The 17,843-nt window shown below is 44.0% G+C and carries 17 protein-coding genes; 4 read left to right on the forward strand and 13 right to left on the reverse strand.

All coding sequences use genetic code 11. The features are described from left to right. Positions 1-102 precede the first annotated feature (102 nt). Together ACT6NV_RS04320 and ACT6NV_RS04325 are read right to left on the reverse strand one after the other, a co-directional pair. Complete coding sequence (locus ACT6NV_RS04320) at positions 103-3,360, reverse strand: VPS10 domain-containing protein (protein ID WP_445386035.1); 3,258 nt, start codon at positions 3,358-3,360, stop codon at positions 103-105. A gap of 417 nt (positions 3,361-3,777) precedes the next feature. Continuing rightward, positions 3,778-4,149 carry a hypothetical protein gene (locus ACT6NV_RS04325; RefSeq protein ID WP_445386036.1) on the reverse strand — a complete coding sequence of 124 codons (372 nt, stop codon included), beginning with the start codon at positions 4,147-4,149 and terminating at the stop codon, positions 3,778-3,780. Between the two features lie 330 nt (positions 4,150-4,479). Here ACT6NV_RS04325 and ACT6NV_RS04330 point away from each other — a divergent pair, with 330 nt between their 5' ends. Together ACT6NV_RS04330 and ACT6NV_RS04335 are read left to right on the forward strand one after the other, a co-directional pair. After that, the gene (locus tag ACT6NV_RS04330; RefSeq protein ID WP_445386037.1) at positions 4,480-4,872 is read left to right on the forward strand and encodes a hypothetical protein; all 393 of its coding nucleotides are present in this window, start codon (positions 4,480-4,482) and stop codon (positions 4,870-4,872) included. A gap of 207 nt (positions 4,873-5,079) precedes the next feature. Then, on the forward strand, positions 5,080-5,700 hold the full coding sequence (locus tag ACT6NV_RS04335; protein ID WP_445386038.1) for a hypothetical protein: 621 nt from the start codon (positions 5,080-5,082) through the stop codon (positions 5,698-5,700). Between the two features lie 72 nt (positions 5,701-5,772). On the opposite strand, the gene ACT6NV_RS04340 is transcribed toward ACT6NV_RS04335, so the two are convergent. The 7 genes from ACT6NV_RS04340 to ggt all read right to left on the reverse strand — a co-directional run bounded on the left by ACT6NV_RS04340 (position 5,773) and on the right by ggt (position 14,615). Next, positions 5,773-6,294, reverse strand: a complete 522-nt coding sequence (locus ACT6NV_RS04340) for a hypothetical protein (protein WP_445386039.1) — start codon at positions 6,292-6,294, stop codon at positions 5,773-5,775. A gap of 181 nt (positions 6,295-6,475) precedes the next feature. Then, positions 6,476-7,315 carry a TlpA family protein disulfide reductase gene (locus ACT6NV_RS04345; RefSeq protein WP_445386040.1) on the reverse strand — a complete coding sequence of 280 codons (840 nt, stop codon included), beginning with the start codon at positions 7,313-7,315 and terminating at the stop codon, positions 6,476-6,478. A gap of 76 nt (positions 7,316-7,391) precedes the next feature. Continuing rightward, positions 7,392-8,444, reverse strand: coding sequence for a helix-turn-helix domain-containing protein (locus ACT6NV_RS04350; protein ID WP_445386041.1), 1,053 nt, complete (start codon positions 8,442-8,444; stop codon positions 7,392-7,394). 60 nt (positions 8,445-8,504) lie between these two features. Next, the gene (locus tag ACT6NV_RS04355) at positions 8,505-9,041 is read right to left on the reverse strand and encodes a hypothetical protein (protein ID WP_445386042.1); all 537 of its coding nucleotides are present in this window, start codon (positions 9,039-9,041) and stop codon (positions 8,505-8,507) included. Between the two features lie 83 nt (positions 9,042-9,124). Then, positions 9,125-10,945, reverse strand: coding sequence for a hypothetical protein (locus ACT6NV_RS04360; RefSeq protein ID WP_445386043.1), 1,821 nt, complete (start codon positions 10,943-10,945; stop codon positions 9,125-9,127). A gap of 58 nt (positions 10,946-11,003) precedes the next feature. Then, positions 11,004-12,827 carry a hypothetical protein gene (locus ACT6NV_RS04365; RefSeq protein ID WP_445386044.1) on the reverse strand — a complete coding sequence of 608 codons (1,824 nt, stop codon included), beginning with the start codon at positions 12,825-12,827 and terminating at the stop codon, positions 11,004-11,006. Positions 12,828-12,917: 90 nt separating this feature from the next. Further along, a complete protein-coding gene (gene ggt / locus ACT6NV_RS04370) occupies positions 12,918-14,615 on the reverse strand; it encodes a gamma-glutamyltransferase (protein ID WP_445386045.1) in 1,698 nt (565 codons plus the stop codon). Positions 14,616-14,728: 113 nt separating this feature from the next. Here ggt and ACT6NV_RS04375 point away from each other — a divergent pair, with 113 nt between their 5' ends. Beyond that, complete coding sequence (locus ACT6NV_RS04375) at positions 14,729-15,475, forward strand: NIPSNAP family protein (RefSeq protein WP_445386046.1); 747 nt, start codon at positions 14,729-14,731, stop codon at positions 15,473-15,475. Between the two features lies 1 nt (position 15,476). Here ACT6NV_RS04375 and ACT6NV_RS04380 read toward each other — a convergent pair whose 3' ends face one another. Then, on the reverse strand, positions 15,477-15,803 hold the full coding sequence (locus tag ACT6NV_RS04380) for a TerB family tellurite resistance protein (RefSeq protein WP_445386047.1): 327 nt from the start codon (positions 15,801-15,803) through the stop codon (positions 15,477-15,479). Positions 15,804-15,841: 38 nt separating this feature from the next. Continuing rightward, complete coding sequence (locus tag ACT6NV_RS04385; RefSeq protein ID WP_445386048.1) at positions 15,842-16,219, reverse strand: DoxX family protein; 378 nt, start codon at positions 16,217-16,219, stop codon at positions 15,842-15,844. 127 nt (positions 16,220-16,346) lie between these two features. Here ACT6NV_RS04385 and ACT6NV_RS04390 point away from each other — a divergent pair, with 127 nt between their 5' ends. After that, on the forward strand, positions 16,347-16,718 hold the full coding sequence (locus ACT6NV_RS04390; RefSeq protein ID WP_445386049.1) for a DUF2237 family protein: 372 nt from the start codon (positions 16,347-16,349) through the stop codon (positions 16,716-16,718). Between the two features lie 8 nt (positions 16,719-16,726). Here the strand turns inward: ACT6NV_RS04390 and upp are convergent, their stop codons facing one another. Beyond that, entirely contained in the window at positions 16,727-17,380 is a 654-nt protein-coding gene (gene upp, locus ACT6NV_RS04395) for a uracil phosphoribosyltransferase (RefSeq protein ID WP_445386050.1), read from the reverse strand. A gap of 64 nt (positions 17,381-17,444) precedes the next feature. Next, complete coding sequence (locus ACT6NV_RS04400) at positions 17,445-17,774, reverse strand: TerB family tellurite resistance protein (protein ID WP_445386051.1); 330 nt, start codon at positions 17,772-17,774, stop codon at positions 17,445-17,447. Positions 17,775-17,843 lie beyond the last annotated feature (69 nt).

The following is a 17,843-nucleotide window of genomic DNA, read 5'->3' on the forward strand; positions in this document are numbered from 1 at the left end:
GCTTCCCTGCAGGGCCCCACCTTGGGCCGATTTCCGAACAGCGTGAGGAAATCAATCCCATCCTCATTTCCTACCAGATGTACTAATATGAAGGTCTACATTTTAATGTACAATTATTCGGTTAGGCGTGTAGGGAGCCCCGGCATTTTCCAATTCCTTTTGAAAACCGCTAAGGTCATCAGTTACTAAACTTCTGAGTTGTATTCTCAAAGGCTCAAATAATTCCCGGACTATCTTTAGGCTCTCCAGATTGGTTGTGGTTATTTCTGAAGTGGAGAAAAACATAGCGTATTGAATATTAGCTAAACGAGCAGCCACCGACATAGGCCGATCTATATCTAATTGTGCGGCAACCTTATCTCCGTTAATACCTTCGTTGATACTATTCAGTTTTTCTTGAATGGTCAAATATTTCAATATAAGCCCTTTTTGGTCCATAGGGGTGCGATCTATAGCCTTTTTGATATACCTCATCTCGTCATATACATCTTTGAGAATATTTTGGGCCCCATTTACCAATCTGGCCATTTCTAACACTTCTTGCTGAATGGTTGCAAGCTTATCGCGATCTGCAGCTGGCAGGACCGTATTTCTGAGCGATTTTACATCAAATGAAATGGGATCAGATAGTTCCGTGAATACTCCATCTACAAATTTTGACATACTCACTGTATAAGCCCCGGGCGGCACCAAAGTTCCAGTATCAGGTCCTGAGAACGGATTATAGAATGAAGGAGGTGTAAGCCTTATTGGATCGGTAGATGGTGTTCGTAAATCCCATTTCAGCCTGCTAACACCTTTCTTTGGTTCTGTAGTGAGTTTTCGTACAACCTCCCCTTTGCTGTTTTTTATAGTGAATAGCAAATACGGATCTTCTTCACTTTGTTCGTCTTTTAACTCCGCATATGATGGGTAAGGATCATCATTTGTTTTCTTTTCACGTTCCAATCGTTGATCCCTTTTTGATTTGATCTCCTCTTTCAGGAAATATGTTATTATTGCCTCCGATCCAAGATTTTCGCCCAGATAATAATCATCCCCCTGAAAAGACTTACCCGGTAGTCCAAGGGGATATCTGTACTCAAACAATAAGGCATCCCGTATTGGCAGAAGTTCAGCATCTTTGTTTTCCAGGGTCCTTAACTGCCTCAAACTCGTGTAGTCATCAAGGATATAAAAACCTCTTCCAAAAGTACCCAGTACCAGGTCTTCTTCCCTTTCCTGAATAGCTATATCTCGTACTGCAATAGTTGGAAGACCAGCTTTAATTTGGATCCAACTTCCCCCACCATTTAATGAAAAATAAAAACCAAACTCTGTGCCGGCAAAAATTAGATTGGGATCAACATGATCTTCTTCCAGAGCATACACTGATCCCCGGAGGGGTAAATTACTGCTAATATTAGTCCAGGTCCTGCCTTTATCGGTGCTCTTGTAGATATATGGTTTGAAGTCGCCATACTTGTGATGGTTAAAAGAAGCGTAAACTACATTTTCGCTATGTCTGGAAGCTAAAACCTCGTTCACGTAGGTAAAAGCTGGAACACCTTTTACTTCTTGAGCTTTCCTCCAGTTTTTGCCGCCGTCTTCCGTAACCTGAATTAAACCGTCATCTGTACCAACGTATAATAAATCCTGATTCACTGGTGATTCTGAAAAAGCTACAATTGTACCATAGGGTGATGTAGAACTGTTCTTGGCTACGGCATCTGTACTCCACAATCGACCCATGACTTTTAGTTCATTGCGGTTTATCTGTGCGGTCAAATCATCACTGATCACTTCCCAGCTATTCCCACGGTCGTCACTTCTGAAAACTTTGTTGGCGGCAAAATAAATCCTTCCGGATTTATGGGCACTGACTTGCAATGGGGCATCCCAATTCCACCTATAGGCATTCTCATTTTTTCCGGGCTGGGGTTGAATACCCAATTCCTCACCACTGAGTTTGTCATAGCGAACCAGGTACCCATATTGTGATTGAGCATAGACAATATTAGGATTATTCGGATCAATTGCAGACTCGAAACCATCACCGCCATGGGTAATGAACCATTCAGAATTAGCAATACCATTCCCACTGGTTGTCCTGGAGGGCCCGCCCATACTAAAGTTATCCTGGGTTCCCCCATAAATAAAATAAAAGGGTTCCGCATTATCGACAGCTACCTTATAAAACTGGGTGATGGGCAGGTTGGCCTTGAATTGCCAGGTAGCGGCCGAGTCAAAAGTTTCATAAATTCCGCCATCGCAACCTGCAAGCAAATGATCAGTGTCTAAAGGGTCTATCCATAGGCAATGATTGTCGACATGTTTGAAATCTTCACCCAGATTTTTAAATGTTTTTCCCCCATCCCTGGAAACCTGCATCCAGGTATCCATTGCATAAATCACTTTTTCATCCTGGGGATCCACTACAATTTCCTGGTAGTAATTACCGGAAGAATTGTAATCCCCTTGTTTTACCCATGATGCGCCACCATTGGTAGAACGGTAAAAACCACCTTTATTGCGGGCTGCCTCTACGATGGCGTATAACGTTTCAGAATTCGATGGAGCAATTGCCAAACCTATCCGGCCAAGATCTACATCCGGCAAGCCCTTATTAACTTTAGTCCAACTATCCCCTCCATCTGTTGATTTGTAAATTCCAGACTGAGGACCACCACCCAAATAAGTAAAAACATGTCGCCTCCTTTGAAAGGCAGATGCATAGAGGATATCTGGATTACTCGGATCCATCACTACCTCATTAATACCGGTATTCTCGTCTATCGTGAGTACCGCCTTCCAAGTCTTGCCGCTATCGGTAGATTTATATAAGCCCCGATCGCCTCCACTACTCCATAGCGGACCAATTGCAGCAACGTAAATAATATCCGAATTTTCCGGATGAACAATGATATTTCCAATATGTTCGCTTTCGTTTAAGCCCATGTTTTGCCAACTCAACCCTCCGTCAATTGACTTGTAAACACCATCTCCATAAGCAACACTGCGTTGATTGTTATTTTCGCCAGAACCTACCCAGATAGTATTGCTATTGTTAGGGTCCATAGTAACACATCCAATTGAATAACTTTTTTGGCTGTCGAATATCGGTAAATAGGTGGTTCCCGAATTACTTGTTTTCCATACGCCACCCGAGGATGTCGCCACATAATACTCCTTTGGATTATTTGGATTTACAGCAAAATCAGAGATCCTTCCTGAAGTAATCGCCGGACCTACGCTCCGGAACTTAAGCCCACTTAAATCAAGACCCCCTTTTTCCACATCCGGCTGCACAGCTATGCTTCGTTGAGAATGTAATGAGAGGCTAACAAGTAATGATAAGGCTAGTATTAATAAGTTTTTCATAATGAGCAGGTTTCTCAAGTTTAGTTTAACCAACCTACTAATTATTCACAAGTAATAGAAATCAATCCCATGAAATATTTTACTCAAAAAAAATGGAAAAAGATCCATGATTATAATAGTTAGCCAGGCCTTGTCATTTGCAGGACCACCCCTTTGGCCCTTTTCGAGGCGAAGCCGAGAAAAGAATCCCGTCTATTTCAGTATTCAGTTCGCAGTGGCAATTGGCAGTACTACTATTGTCTTATGTTCTAGGACAGCTACCGGCTGCGAAGCAGACGGAAGGGCTCGGGCACGCTTCTCTGCAGGCCCCAACTTAGGCAGATACAGGCCGCATTAAAAAGATTATCCTTTTACGGGACTGTTAGTGTTGCTTATAACTTTCAGGGATAACTATTCATTTTGGATGTAATAGAAACATTAGTATGTCCTCAGTCGAATTACAATTTCTTTGGATAAATCCAGTCCCTCTAAAAATGATGTGCTGTTCATATAATTATCCCTGAATACCGTAAAACTTTGAGCGATTGACATATCTGATTCGGATAAGGATAACCTTATTTTTCCTGCTGCATCAGTAGTCCCCGAGGTCAGTACATTAGTACAGAAATAAGGATTATTGCAGACCTGGACCAATGCATTTGCTAAGGGATCATTGGAATCAGCGTCTATCACCAGAATATTAAGTTCGGTTCTTTGCGTATCGGAATCATCAGAAGAGCATGCCGTAATACTATAAAGTATCAGGGCAGGTAGTGCAAAGAGTATCAAATAATGACGGATCGATTTCATATTTGCGAGGTTTTAGTTGTTAGAAGGGTCTGAATTCGGATCAATTCCGCTTCACCCCTTAAAACAAATTTGTGCAACATTAAATACACAGGAGTCCGAAAAGATGCTTTGAGCAATAATCCGGATAGAATCCATTCTTTAATATCGCAGAAAAATCAGGCACAAGCGGGGAATTCCAGAAAACAATAAATAGGTCCGAAGATGTTTCCCAGGCTGTAAAACCATCCGAAGGTTAAATTCCTAAACCTGTCCCAATTCCCACTCCACGCAAGATTCCGGATATTCATAAAAGCCCCTGGGTTTAAATTGTCTTCAGATAAATCCAGCACTATGAAAAATAAACGAACCTACCACACCTCCCTCACCTTCTTACTGACCTTTTTAATCCTGTTTCAAAGCTGTACCGTATACAAAAAACAACCTGTTACCCTGGAAGAGGCCTCACAGGCAAAGACAAAAGCCAAAGTTAAAATGGCAGACGGGAGCGTCTCAAAATATTACTACATCGGACAAAGTCAGGGAGCTTATCATGGGGTCAAACCAAAAGAGATAGGTTCTAAAAAAATGATCAAAGAGGAATTGGCTCCAAATGAAGTCCTATCAGTGAGAATAAAAAACAAAAAAGCTTCAAACTGGTTTTCTCTGGGTGCTGCTGGCTTGCTTTCTGCCGGGGCACTGACTTTGCTGTATTCTTGGGCAAACACATTAGACTACACAGATTGACTTTATTATCATTAATTGGCCTATAGATATAGAAAGCCAAAAAAATAGGTGTCCAAAAGTAGATTTCACAAGCCGCTAAAACCTGTATGACATACATCATTGACAGTACACTATAATGGCAGTATATTTTCCCGCCTTAAGCACAGGCGTGGAATCCATATTCCCGAACAGCTACCTTCCTCCTTTATAATCATTTAAACTAAAAACATGAAAACCCTTTTAAAACTGATCCTTGGGATGGGGGTACTTGCCTTATTTGCGGACTGCCAGACTCCCGATGATAACGAAGCCTATGATGCCGTTTACCTAAAAAACAAAACAAATAATATTAGACATTCGGGTGAAATGCGAACCCTTGGATTCAACGTAACCCTTTATGGAACCTATGAGTACCAGGGACCTGATGAATCCGGCGACAAATGCGGCCTTTTTGAAGACACCGGTTTAATACTGGTCCGAAACACAGGGGTGGGCAACGGCACCCATTTTAAAAAGGTGAGCTCCTATTTTGAGTTTTGCGTCCGTCCTGTAGCAGGCGGTGGGGGAACCTACCCCGAAGGTTATATGGAAGCATATTTTGAAGATGAGGACGGGGACCTGCTTTACCTGGAGGTTGCCGGACAGGTTTTCCCGGGACGTTTGCCGGGAATGCCCAGCTTTGCGCTCTCATACTTTAAAGACCCTTTTACCATTACAGGCGGAACAGGAAAATTCGAAGGAGCCAGCGGAGGCGGTTTTACCAATGATTACAATTATATAGCAAAAGACGGAATGGTTCACACCAGCCACCATTGGCAGGGGAAGATAACTATGAGAAAAGGAAAATAAACTGAACCTCCGAAAAGCGAAAAAGCCTTCTGATAAACAGAAGGCTTTTTTGATTTATCCGGTCCGGAGTCTTCAGTAACTCAACCATCCGTTTCCAGTATTGGTGTAAACAGCTGTAAAAGGTCCGGTAAAGGTGGTGGTAATACGCTCGTAGAGTTCCCCCCTCAGGTTTTCAAATCGGCCGGTGCCGCCTTCGTATGAATACAAGGCCCATTCCCCGTTTTCATCTACACCATTATCGACCAGGTAGAAGTACAGTTCATCCCCGTTGGCTGCAATTTGCTTTCCGCTGGCATAGTTTGTGTCCGTAAAATTGGTACACCACACCAGGCTTACCTGGAAGTTGCCCAAATGCGAGGCCTGTCCGCTGCCATTAACCGTAAGCTGCATCAGGCCGGGACAATCATCCGTGTCCTGGGAAAGGCTCAATATCCCCTCCCCTCTTAATTTAAAGGGCCGCTGAACATCATTGGTGGATTTTTCATTTACCCCGGCTTTCAAGGTAGTGGATTCCAGGGTAGAATCCAGTTCTTCCGGGCTGCACCCGATCAGCAGGCCAGCCATTGCTAGCAATAGAAAAATCAAACGTTTCATATCGATATATTTTTTAAATGGTTATTCGAAAATGAAATCGGGGGCTTTCGGTAAGTGTAGGGCAAATACTACTGCGTGGCAATGATTTGGGTCAGACAGTGATTACTTAAATCATATAAAACCGGAATTAGATGCAAAATACTGAATTACGCATACCATTAAAGGGATAATGGCGATCCCATTACTTCAATTCATTAATCGTTCGGGTAAGGCTTTCAACAAAGCGCGTTTCCGCCGGATTGTACCCTACGTGCTGCAATCGGATGCGTTGCTCTTTATCTATAACCAGCAGGGTAGGCAGGCCCAGGTGGGCCATTTCCAGGGTTTTAAAGATTTCGCTGTCGTGGTCATAGGCAAAGTTGAAGGTATACTCATTCTTGTCTATAAAGGCCTGGAATTTCTCCGGGGTATCGCCTCCCTGGTCGGCATTTATTACAAAAAATTCAACCTCTTCCCCAAACTCCTTCTGAATCTTGTCCAGCTCCCTGAGTTCCAAAATACAGGGCTTGCACCAGGTGCCAAAAAAATCCAGGATAACTACCTTTCCCTCCAGGCTGCTGATAGCTGTCTGCGCCCCGTCCATATGCCGGATAGTAAACTCCGGCAAGGCCTCATAACGCTCTTTTACCAGCATATCCTCCAGGTTTCGGGGGATTAATTCCAGCGCCAGTACCAGCATCATGATAAGCAATGCCGCCAGCCCGGCAAGAGCCTTACGTTTGTATGGAGCAAACAGCAACCCAATCCATGTTGCCGCCATATAAATGGGGATAAAATACCAGAGTTGCGGTAGCTGCTCCAATACGAGGAGCACAAAAAACAGTCCGTAAAAAACAGTTATGATGAGTACTTTAAGCCCATTGTAAAGCGTTCCGGAGGTATTGAAATATCCGGCTGCAAAAAACAGGGCGGCTCCTATAAAGAGCAGTAGCTGAAAATTCATGGTGAGCTGCCACATCACCAGGACCAGCAGCAGTGCAACCACAATTCCCGAGGCAATAGGTTTCCAAAACTTTTTCATATCTGTACGGTATTGATTATACACTGCAAATATGTGATCTCATAAATTGGAAACGGTATGGCTACCGGTAGTAAGACTACATTTTTTTGCCCTTTCGATACTGCACAGGGGTAAGTCCGGTGTCTTTTTTAAAAAGGGAATAAAAGGTAGCTTTATTGGAAAAACCGGAATCGTACATGATTTCCTTGATGGAATGGTCTGTTGTATTCAGGTAGTTTTTGGCCAGCTCCAGGCGGTAACCATTTATAAAAGCGTAGTAATTCTTATTAAAATGCCTGTTGATTACATGCGAAAGGTTCCGGTTGGAAATCCCCAGCTTATCGGATATTTCCTGAAGGGTGATATCGTAGTCCAGATAGGGTTTTTCCGTATCCATAAAGCGGGTTAGTTGCCCCAGGTATTCCTCAAACTGCTCCTCGGGTATGTTGTATTCCCCAACAGCAGAAGGCTCTGTATGCTCCTCCCCGAACCCTTTAAATTGCCGGACCTGTTGCAAGCCGAGGTAGTAGAAACAGTGGATCAGGATCAGGGTAAACCCAAAGATGATAAGGATAATTATGTCGGTATTCATAAAGGCCTGGATATAACTTTCCAGCAAGGTGATACCCAGGATCCCCAGCTGCAGGTACAGGATGCCTTCCAGCCAGAACAGGCTGATCCGGTAAAAAGAGGATACGTTGTTGAGCAGCCGCTTTCGATAACCGTAAATATGTTTCAGGGACAGCAAGAGGTACCCGATAAAATGCAGGGATATGACGAGCCCGGTCAGGGCCACCGACCCGGACAGCAGGCGGGATCCTGCAAGGATCAGCACCAATACCACCAAAGAGGGGATAAAATGCAGGCTCATCTTTTGAAACCCCAGGGTACGGTATATGAGGCTTTTGGTATAGGCCAGATACAAGGGCCCGTACACCAGCCCGAAAAAAGGGCCCAGGAATACCGTATCCAGATATCCGTATTGCTGCAAGAGCATATATCCGAAATGCAGGATGATGACCCCGCAAATACCCATAAGGATCTTCAGGAAGAGCGGCTTGGCGTTTTTATTGAACAGCAGGGAAAGGATAAATACCACAGACTGGTAGATAATCAGCAGGCCCAGGATTTCATTGATCTCAAAAGACATATTCCTTATTTAATAATGGCAGCAACACTAAAGAACCAAATTCAATAGTCGTATTGCTGGCTATTCCCCTTTGGCATCCAACGTATTGTCAATCATCCACCCCATGATCCACCAGCGGCTCCCATCGTAAAATAATGTGATGTTATTCACCCCCCTTTCAAAAGCTTCTCCCTCCGGGGTCCTGGAGATCTCTTTATGGCTCCAGACCTGGGCCATGTTGCCTTTGCGCTTTACCTCTCTGCTGGTTTCGCGCTCCCAGAACCCCTCGGTACGGGGTTTGTTATCCCCGTGGAATTCTTCAAGGTTCATTACTTTTACCCTTGGATGGCCTTCTTTATCCATATAGGAGATGGCTACCCAGGCGTCCGGGTGGTGCAGGCTCTTGTCCTTGGCGGTATTCACCACCGTACCGGCAGGTCCTGATACAACCTCATAATACGCCTTCATGATCCCGTCAATGGTGGCCACGTCTTCCGGTTGCTGGGCTGTAATGGCAAGGACATTAATAAGCGAGATTATCCCAAACAGCAAGCTGTTTCTTTGGATGCGAGTAAGCCGTCTGAAAGGGCAGCGAAAGAAAGTCAAAATATAGTTCATATAATAAGTTGCAGATAACATAGACTTAAATTGCTGATATATACAGGTTATTCTAAAGATATGTTTTTACGGTGTAAATGTGTTCAATTCAACAACTGCGAAATCAGGGCAACACTGAATATAGTCAGCATAAACCACCCGATAAACCCCTGTATAATGGCCAGATACCGGGGGATGCCTTTGATGGGGATCTCCCCGAAACCAAGGGTGGTAAAAGCGTTTACTGAGAGCATAAGAGCGTTAAGCGCCTTGATGAATAGGTCATAGATAATAGCCACAATAAACGCCCCTGTAATCAGGATGGATTTCCAGATTCGTTTAGAGGGCGGCAGGTCCTTCCAGCGACCTTTCACCACATCAAACTGCCGGAGAAATTTGGCCGAAAGCTTGGTCCCTGAAATACCCCACTTATAAATTGTTAGTGCTGTGCTTGTAAAGAACTTGGGTACTTCCTGATTTGAATCGGCTATTAGATTTTTGAACTCCTCATACTGCATTAATTCCTCCTGCTTGTTCTCCATATATACCTCGTGCATACCCGCTTCTTTTCGAAGGTATTTAAAGAAAAAGGTATATCTGTTTATAAGGCGCTTACGGCCCTGTGTGTCCCACGAATTGGGGAAGAAAACATAGAAAAGGGCGAAAATTAGGATGACGTAAATGGAGTAGATGATGGCTTTTGCTGGCCTTGTCCCGTAATCTGAGAATAATTTTAAAAATTGGTTGGTTTTTAGAGCAAAATAGGTGTCAAACCCCGGGTTCTCAGAATAAAGGTTTTCTAATCGTCTTGTCTCTAAATCCTTCAGGTCCACATAAACCCCATTTGCATTTTCAAAATCTGAAATTTCCCTGTAATGGTTGCGTAGCTTGCTCCTTAAGGCTAATTCCTTCTTATACAAAAAGTCTTCAGTGTACCTCAGGGAATCAAGATATTTGTCAAGAGTTATCCCACTTTGTATATCTACTGTTGGTCTGGCTGCGCTCCAAGCTGCCCCACTTATTAGCCTGTCCTGAAATTGATTCCAACCGATAAAATGTTCTTCATTTAGTTCCCCTATAAATATTCGAACGGGTAATCCAAAGTTATTCTCCGCAAAGGAAAGCCTATTGGATCCAATAGTCTCTGTGAGTATTAGTTGGCAAAAAGCTCTTGGAATATCATTACTTGAAAAAAAGCTTGCTTGGTTTTCGTTCGAAAAAAAATAAAAGGGGTATGCCCCGTCAATTTTATTGCCAACAAATTCAACGGCGTATATTCTCCTGCCGACAACGGTAAGCCCATATTCAGTACCATAGATGTTTAACGCTTCATTTTTATAGTTGAATTGACAGTCATTTATCAAAAGCCAAATTCTCGAGAATTCCTGTAAATTAACCGAAAATGTGCTCTTTCCGTTAAAAACACTTTTTTGGAAAAAGACCCATTTCATCTTGTTTGCATCAATCTCATCCGGTTGCTGAGATATACTGTTTGTTTGCAAATCAAAGTTTTTCCAGAAAGTGCAATTCCAAAAAACAGCATTTGTACACTCCTTTAGTTCAACCTCATTATAGAAATCAATGTTTCTTAGAATCCCCTCAAAGGTATCTCCATTATTAGATTGAGATTTTTTAAACTGAACATTGTTAAGCAGAATCCTTTTATTGATGGAAATTCTATTTGAATTTCGAGCTTTATCCTCATCAAGGCCCCAAAAAACACTTTGAGGAATAGAGTGCAGTGAATCCGTTTCCGGATTGTATATAATAGAGGCATTCTCCAAGACAAAAACCGAATCAGTCTCCGCCTCAATCATCTCAAATAGTTCGCTATAGGAGTATTCCTTAAGGGTGGTTTCTTTTTCTTGGGCAAATGCCAGGCCTAAAGCAAAAAGGAAAGCAAGTATGAAAGCCCAGGTTTTCAATTTAAGAAGGTTAGTTGCCTCTTAAAGATATGAAATCCTGAATTTTAGGGGATGACAATCAATTCAACAACTGAGAAATCAGGGCAACACTGAATATAGTCAGCATAAACCACCCGATAAACCCCTGTATAATGGCCAGATACCGGGGGATGCCTTTGATGGGGATCTCACCAAAGCCAAGGGTGGTAAAAGCGTTTACTGAGAGCATAAGAGCGTTAAGCGCCTTGATGAATAGGTCATAGATAATAGCCACAATAAACGCCCCTGTAATCAGGATAGATTTCCAGATTCGTTTTGATGGAGGCAGGTCAGACCAACGGCCTTTTACTACATCAAACTGCCGGAGAAATTTGGCTGAAAGGTTCGTTCCTGAAATTCCCCACTTGTATATTGTTAGTGCTGTTCGTGTAAAGAACTTGGGTACTTCCTGATTTGAATCGGCAATGATATTTTTAAACTCCTCATACTGCTTTAAATCCTGTTTCTTGTTCTCTAAATACACCTCGTGAATACCTGCGTCTTTTCTTAGGTACTTGAAGAAGAATGTATAACGGTCAATGAGTCGTTTCCGGCCCTGTGTGTCCCAGGAATTGGGGAAGAACACATAGAACAAGGCAAATATGAGAATGACGTAAATTGAATAGATTATGGCCTTGGCAGGTCTTGTGCCGTAATCAGAAAAGAGTTTTAGAAATTGATTGGTCTTATGCGTAAAGAAGGTATCAAAATTTGGGTTTTGTCGATATAGATAGCCAAGACGTTTGGTCTCCAAATCTTTTAATTCAACATACACCGCATTAGAGAGGGGGATATTCAGACTATTCCTATAATACCTATAAAGCATACTACGGGTTTTGACCTCATCAGCAAAAATGGTCTCATCAATAATTCTTACTGAGTGTGCATATTCATCAAGGTTGAATTTGAATTGGGAATAGTCATAAATTCCATCGAAAAATTCAGGTCGAAAGGAAAGCAGCTTACCTTCGAATTGTGTCCAATTTATGATAAAGTTATCCCGGATTTCCTCGATACGAAGATTGACATAATTACCAAATACATTATCTTTTATTAACAAGGTCCGGGCTTCCTCTAAATCCCCAAACTCCATTTGAACATAGGAATCAGTTAATACCCGGTTCTCTCCAAAGGCAACAAAACTATTACCTGTTGAAAGAAATTTCAGCCACGTTTTACCAACTATTTTATTTGCTATGAAAGCCAATCTCTGTATATCTAATCCAGATAAGGATACTCCATATTGATCGATATACCGATCCCCCAGATTGAATACATTAAAGAAAGAATTGAAGTATATGGACGAAAAATTGGAGGGATTGAGTTCAATTAGTGTCTTGTCATTGAAATTATTAAAAAACAAATCAATATAGCTAGGGCGACCAGCCTCTTTTGTTTGCCGTACATCCAACACAAAATCATCATTGAATACGCATTTTTGGAAGGATACATCTTTGATGTCGATTAACCAGACTTTATTATTGAACTTGACGTTCCTGATTATACCTCCCATAAATCTGCCGGCCCCATTTCCTTGTCTCCGGCTTTGAAAGTCAACATTTTTAAAGAACAATGCCACATCGATGACTCGAGTGATTTCTGAGGAGTCATTTCCATAAGTAATAACCTCACCTTTACTGTCTAAATTCTTCGGTACTGGATCACCTAACTCTCCTCGAAAAAGGGTGTCTAATTCAATATCTGGGCTGATTATTGCATTTTCTAACTTAAAGACAGAATCAGTCTCCGCCTCAATCATTTCAAACAGTTCCGTGTAGGAGTATTCCTTGTAGGTGGTTTCTTCCTGAGCGAATGTCAGGCCAATGGCAAACAGGAAAGCAAGTATGAAAGCCCGGGTTTTCAATGGCAACAGGTTGGTTGTCCTTTTAAAGATAGGAAATCTGGTGGTTTGGGGCCATATAAAACCAAGTGGATCGTCCTTTAGGTCGCTGACCTAATACCCTGCCGCCTGCCCATCCTTACGGGATTCAGAAGCCCCGGTATACACCCTGTTCTCAAGGTCTACTCCAATGGCCTGATAGCCGCCGTAGATCCCTACCCGGGTTCCGATACGATGGCCTTTCTTTCGCAATTCACGGACCGTTTTATAATCAAAGCCACTTTCCAGGTTGAGGGTCCCCCCATTGGTCATTACAGAACCCGTAGGCTGGGAGCTGCCGCTGTGCCGCATCCGGGGGGCATCCCCCGCTTCCTGCAGGTTCATCCCGAAGTCGACAATATTCACTACAATCTGCGCATGCCCCTGGGGTTGCACGGCTCCCCCCATCAGCCCGAAGCTTGTATGGGGTTTCCCGTCTTTGGTAATAAAAGCTGGAATAATGGTATGGAAAGGACGCTTGCCCGGCTGCAGGGCGTTGGCGTGGTTCCGATCCTGTACATTGAACATCTGCCCGCGGTTTTGTAGCACAAAGCCCAGGCCGTCGGGCACCATCCCGGAGGCGAATTCCGAATAGATACTCTGGATCAGGGAGACCATATTCCCATCCTTATCGGCAACCGTAAGGTAAGTGGTGTTGCCCGTTTCAATTTCCAGGTCCCCGGCTGGGTAGGTGTCTGCGGCCTTGCTCATATCAATCAATTTTCTCCGTTCGGAAGCGTACCCATCCGAGAGCAGGTCCGAAATAGGGATCTTATTAAAAGCAGGGTCGGCATAGAATTTTGCCCGGTCTTCATAGGCCAGTTTTTTGGCCTCGGTAAGCACATGCAGGTACTCTGCGCTCCCAAAACCCATGGATGCTATATCATAACCCTCCAGGATATTGAGTATCTGCAGGGCCGCGGTCCCCTGCCCGTTAGGGGGCAGCTCCCAGATATCATAGCCTCGATAGTTTATACTCAATGGCTCTACCCAGTTGGAGGTATGGCCGGCCATATCTTCATAGGAAAGAAACCCTCCATGGGCTTTCATATAGGAATCAATGGTTTTTGCGATATCACCCTTATAAAAGGCATCCCGGCCTCCTTTTGCGATTTTATCATAAGTGTTTGCCAGGTCCGGGTTTTTAAAGACCTCCCCTTTTCGCGGAATATAGCCTTCTGGCATATAGGTCTTTTTAAATCCGGGCTGGTCCTGAACATACTCATAATTACTCACCATTTCGTAGGCGATAACCTCCGAGACCGGAAAACCTTCCCGTCCGTATTGGATGGCCGGCTGTAACAGCTCTTTCATGGGTAATTTCCCAAATTTTTCATGAAGGGCAAACCAGCCGTCCACGCAACCGGGAACCGTTACGGGCAGTGGGCCCGTAAAGGGCACGTATTTCATCCCCTGCTCCATAAAATAATCGATGTTCAGGGACTGGGGTGCCCTTCCGCTTCCGTTGAAACCGTATAGTTTCCCCTCTTTTGCATCCCAGACAATCGCAAAGATATCCCCGCCAATTCCGCAGCTGGCCGGTTCCACCAGGCCCAGTACGGCATTAGCCGCTATTGCCGCATCCATGGCGCTGCCCCCTTTTTTAAGGATGTCCAGAGCAGCCTGGGTAGCCAGCGGTTGGCTGGTGGCAGCCATCCCTTTACGGGCCAGGATTTCCGAACGGGTGGTGAAGGTTTCTCCCGTTAGCCGGTCTTGGGCAATCGAAGAGAATGTAAAGAATAAAAGGCTTGCTAGGAATACTAATTTTTTCATTTGGGTACGGATTAGACCATTAAATCTAGCTAAAAAAATACAGATGCATGATTGCTGAAATGCGTAATCAAAAATCCGTATCTTATTACTGATAACCAATCCATAGAGACCAGATGAAAAAGCTGCAAATCCTGATACTATTTTTTTGTTGTTTCATTTCCCAGGCCTATACACAGGCTGAAATTTATGAGTTACGCGAATATGAATTTGAATTTTTTCGGCCCACAGAAGTGTTTTACAACTATTTGGAAAAGGCACTCATTCCGGCCCTGAACCGGCAGGGAAGCGCACATATTGGCGTATTTGAGGAAACAGGAGAAGCCCTTCCTAAAAAAATATATGTCCTCATCCCCTATGCTGATATGCAGGCCTTTGAACAGGCGCCATTAAAATTAGCAAATGATGCCACCTTTCAGGAGGCTGCCGAAAGCTACTGGACTGCCCCTCCGGAAAGCATCCCCTATAAAAGCATTACCACTTCTCTGATGCGGGCGGCTAGTGGTTTCCCCAGGCTTATGAAACCGGCAGAAGATTCCGAATTATTTGAACTGCGCATTTATGAAAGCCATAATGAAGATGCACTGAGGCGGAAGGTAAAAATGTTCAATGACCACGAGTTTGACATCTTTGAAGAAGTTGGGTTAAACACCGTCTTTTTTGGGGAAAATATCGCCGGGCCCAGGATGCCCTGCCTCACCTATTTACTGGCCTTTAAAGATAAGGCAGCCCATGCGCAGGCCTGGTCCAGGTTTGGCCCCCACCCGGAATGGCAACGGATTACCAAGCTGGCAGAATACCAGGATGCAATGAATGATATTACACGCGTTTTCCTGAAGCCGATGGCCTTTTCCCAGTTATGATTTAAATCCGGATATCAATTCCCGCTGCGGTGAACAGCCGATAGATAAATTGAATTTCAACCTCATCTACCTTGCCATCTGCATTGGCCGCCTCGTTTAGTAAGCGGGCCAGGGTTTGCTTCTGAGGGTCCGGCATGGTTTTCAAAACCGCAATAGCCTCTGCCGGTTCACAGTCCCTTGCTGCCTGCAGGAGCTCTTCATCAAAACCCATTACCTTGGCCAGTTTATCCATGTATTTGACCTCACCTGAGGTAACCTTATTGTCGATCCGAAAAACTTCATCTACAGCTTTGATGACAGCGAGTTTTTCTATGAGATTAAATTCCATTAAGACTTTCCTTTAAATCTGTTCAGACTACAAAAATACTAAATAGTACCGGTCGCTTCAAGCCAAATAAGGGCAGAAAGCAATAGAAAAATAAAAGCTGGAAGCGATTTTTTAAGGGGGTCTTTGACCCGGAAATGCATCCAAACGGCGCCAAACATCAAAAACCCCATCCCGGCTGAAGCCGGGATGGTCAGGAAAGGGACATAAATTGATACCATCAGGGAGATGGCGCAAATCAGTTTCAGGGCTCCAACCATATACATCATGGCTTCAGAAAGGCCATAGGCGGCAAATTCTTCCTTCATGGAGGTGGCATTGCCCCCACGCCATGCGGTGGGCCGGTTAAAGCGGATCAGCCAAACATTGACAATACTTATAAATATGATGATTTTTGCTGCCAGTATTAAATATTCCATAACACACTTTTTTTCTTAATATAGGATTCTCCCTTCGGGATTGCAAATGAGGGTTGTGCCCTGCTATTCTTGATCCGTTACTGAATCTGCAGAGCAGTCGGGAAGGATTAATTTGTATTTTCACACTATGAAACCTGAGAAAAACGTGCTGGGCGGTACCTTGCAGTCCTGTTGCACAGATCCGCTAACCGGCTTTTACAGGGATGGCTTCTGCAGGACAGGGCCTGCTGATACGGGCACCCACGTGGTCTGCGCAATCATGACGGAAAGCTTTCTGAAATTTACCCGCTCCCGCGGAAATGACCTGAGCAGCCCGATGCCCTATTTTAATTTTCCGGGGCTCAAACCGGGAGATAAATGGTGCCTCTGTGCTTCCCGTTGGAAAGAAGCGTATTTGCAGGGAGTTGCACCGGCCGTTGTGCTGGAGGCAACCCACAAAAATGTGCTGGATTTCGTGGAATTCGAATGGCTGCTGGAACACAAGCACAGCGAAGATTAAGAACCAGGTCAGAGTTTTAATCCGTATGCCAAATCTCCGGCATCGCCCAATCCCGGAATTATATAACCCCGCGCATCCAGTATTTCATCAATGGCTGCAATCCAGAGTTGGGTTTGTTCCGGGAAAACACGGCTTACCCGTTCTACCCCGGCTTGTGAACCTATAACTGAAATAATATGGATCTGGGCTGGCTCCCCGTGGGCACTAAGTGCCTTCAAAACGTTTTCAAGCGTTTTCCCGGTTGCCAGCATGGGGTCGGTCAGGACCAATGTTTTCCCATCTAATGCGGGAGCTGCAAAATATTTAACGATCACTTCAAAATCATCAGAGCCTTCTTCATGCCTGCGATAGGCAGAGATAAAAGCATTTTCAGCCCCGTCAAAATAATTAAGCATCCCCTGGTGTAAGGGGAGGCCTGCCCGAAGCACCGAACATAGTACCAGAGGGTTATCGGGTACTGCCATAGCTTTGGTTCCAAAAGGCGTTTTTACTTCACGAATGCTGTAGTGGAGCGTCTTGCTGAGTTCATAAGAAAGGATTTCCCCTATACGTTCAATATTTCGCCTGAACCGCATGGAATCTTTCTGAATCCCGACATCCCTCAATTCATAAATGAACTGGTTTAAAACGGATTGCTGTTTGCCTATATGGTGAATTTGCATAAACCTTTGTAGTAGTCCTGCCCCTTTCCCAAAGGATATTGGGCAGAAATGGGGTAATAATTAATCAGAGGTAATCCAGTTCAACCCCAATATCTGAGAGGATCCTGTATATGAGCTTGATTTCCTGCTCTGCTACTTTCCCATCTGCATTGGCCGCCTCATTGAGAAGACGGGCCAGGGCATGTTTCTTAGGCTCCGGCATGGCCCGCAGTATGGCCATGGCTTCAGCAGCATCCGTTTCACGGGCTTCCGGGATCATGTCCATCTTAAATTTCAGGACACTGGACAATTGTTGAATAAAAAAGACCTCCCCCTCATAAACACGGTTGTCAATTGTGAGTACTTCATCTATGGCCTTGATGATGGCCAGCTTTTCTGCCAAATTGTAATCCACCTTGTAATTCTTTTAATGTTTCGATTCAATCTCTGAATGGGGAACGCAAGTTAAATTTACGAAATAAGT

This window comes from Robiginitalea insularis, from assembly GCF_052497835.1.

Coding starts and splice junctions, on each gene's coding strand:
- ACT6NV_RS04320 (WP_445386035.1), bottom strand. CDS start 3,360: ATGAAAAACTTATTAATACTAGCCTTATCATTACTTGTTAGCCTCTCA.
- ACT6NV_RS04325 (WP_445386036.1), bottom strand. CDS start 4,149: ATGAAATCGATCCGTCATTATTTGATACTCTTTGCACTACCTGCCCTG.
- ACT6NV_RS04330 (WP_445386037.1), top strand. CDS start 4,480: ATGAAAAATAAACGAACCTACCACACCTCCCTCACCTTCTTACTGACC.
- ACT6NV_RS04335 (WP_445386038.1), top strand. CDS start 5,080: ATGAAAACCCTTTTAAAACTGATCCTTGGGATGGGGGTACTTGCCTTA.
- ACT6NV_RS04340 (WP_445386039.1), bottom strand. CDS start 6,294: ATGAAACGTTTGATTTTTCTATTGCTAGCAATGGCTGGCCTGCTGATC.
- ACT6NV_RS04345 (WP_445386040.1), bottom strand. CDS start 7,315: ATGAAAAAGTTTTGGAAACCTATTGCCTCGGGAATTGTGGTTGCACTG.
- ACT6NV_RS04350 (WP_445386041.1), bottom strand. CDS start 8,444: ATGTCTTTTGAGATCAATGAAATCCTGGGCCTGCTGATTATCTACCAG.
- ACT6NV_RS04355 (WP_445386042.1), bottom strand. CDS start 9,041: ATGAACTATATTTTGACTTTCTTTCGCTGCCCTTTCAGACGGCTTACT.
- ggt (WP_445386045.1), bottom strand. CDS start 14,615: ATGAAAAAATTAGTATTCCTAGCAAGCCTTTTATTCTTTACATTCTCT.
- ACT6NV_RS04375 (WP_445386046.1), top strand. CDS start 14,729: ATGAAAAAGCTGCAAATCCTGATACTATTTTTTTGTTGTTTCATTTCC.
- ACT6NV_RS04380 (WP_445386047.1), bottom strand. CDS start 15,803: ATGGAATTTAATCTCATAGAAAAACTCGCTGTCATCAAAGCTGTAGAT.
- ACT6NV_RS04385 (WP_445386048.1), bottom strand. CDS start 16,219: ATGGAATATTTAATACTGGCAGCAAAAATCATCATATTTATAAGTATT.
- ACT6NV_RS04390 (WP_445386049.1), top strand. CDS start 16,347: ATGAAACCTGAGAAAAACGTGCTGGGCGGTACCTTGCAGTCCTGTTGC.
- upp (WP_445386050.1), bottom strand. CDS start 17,380: ATGCAAATTCACCATATAGGCAAACAGCAATCCGTTTTAAACCAGTTC.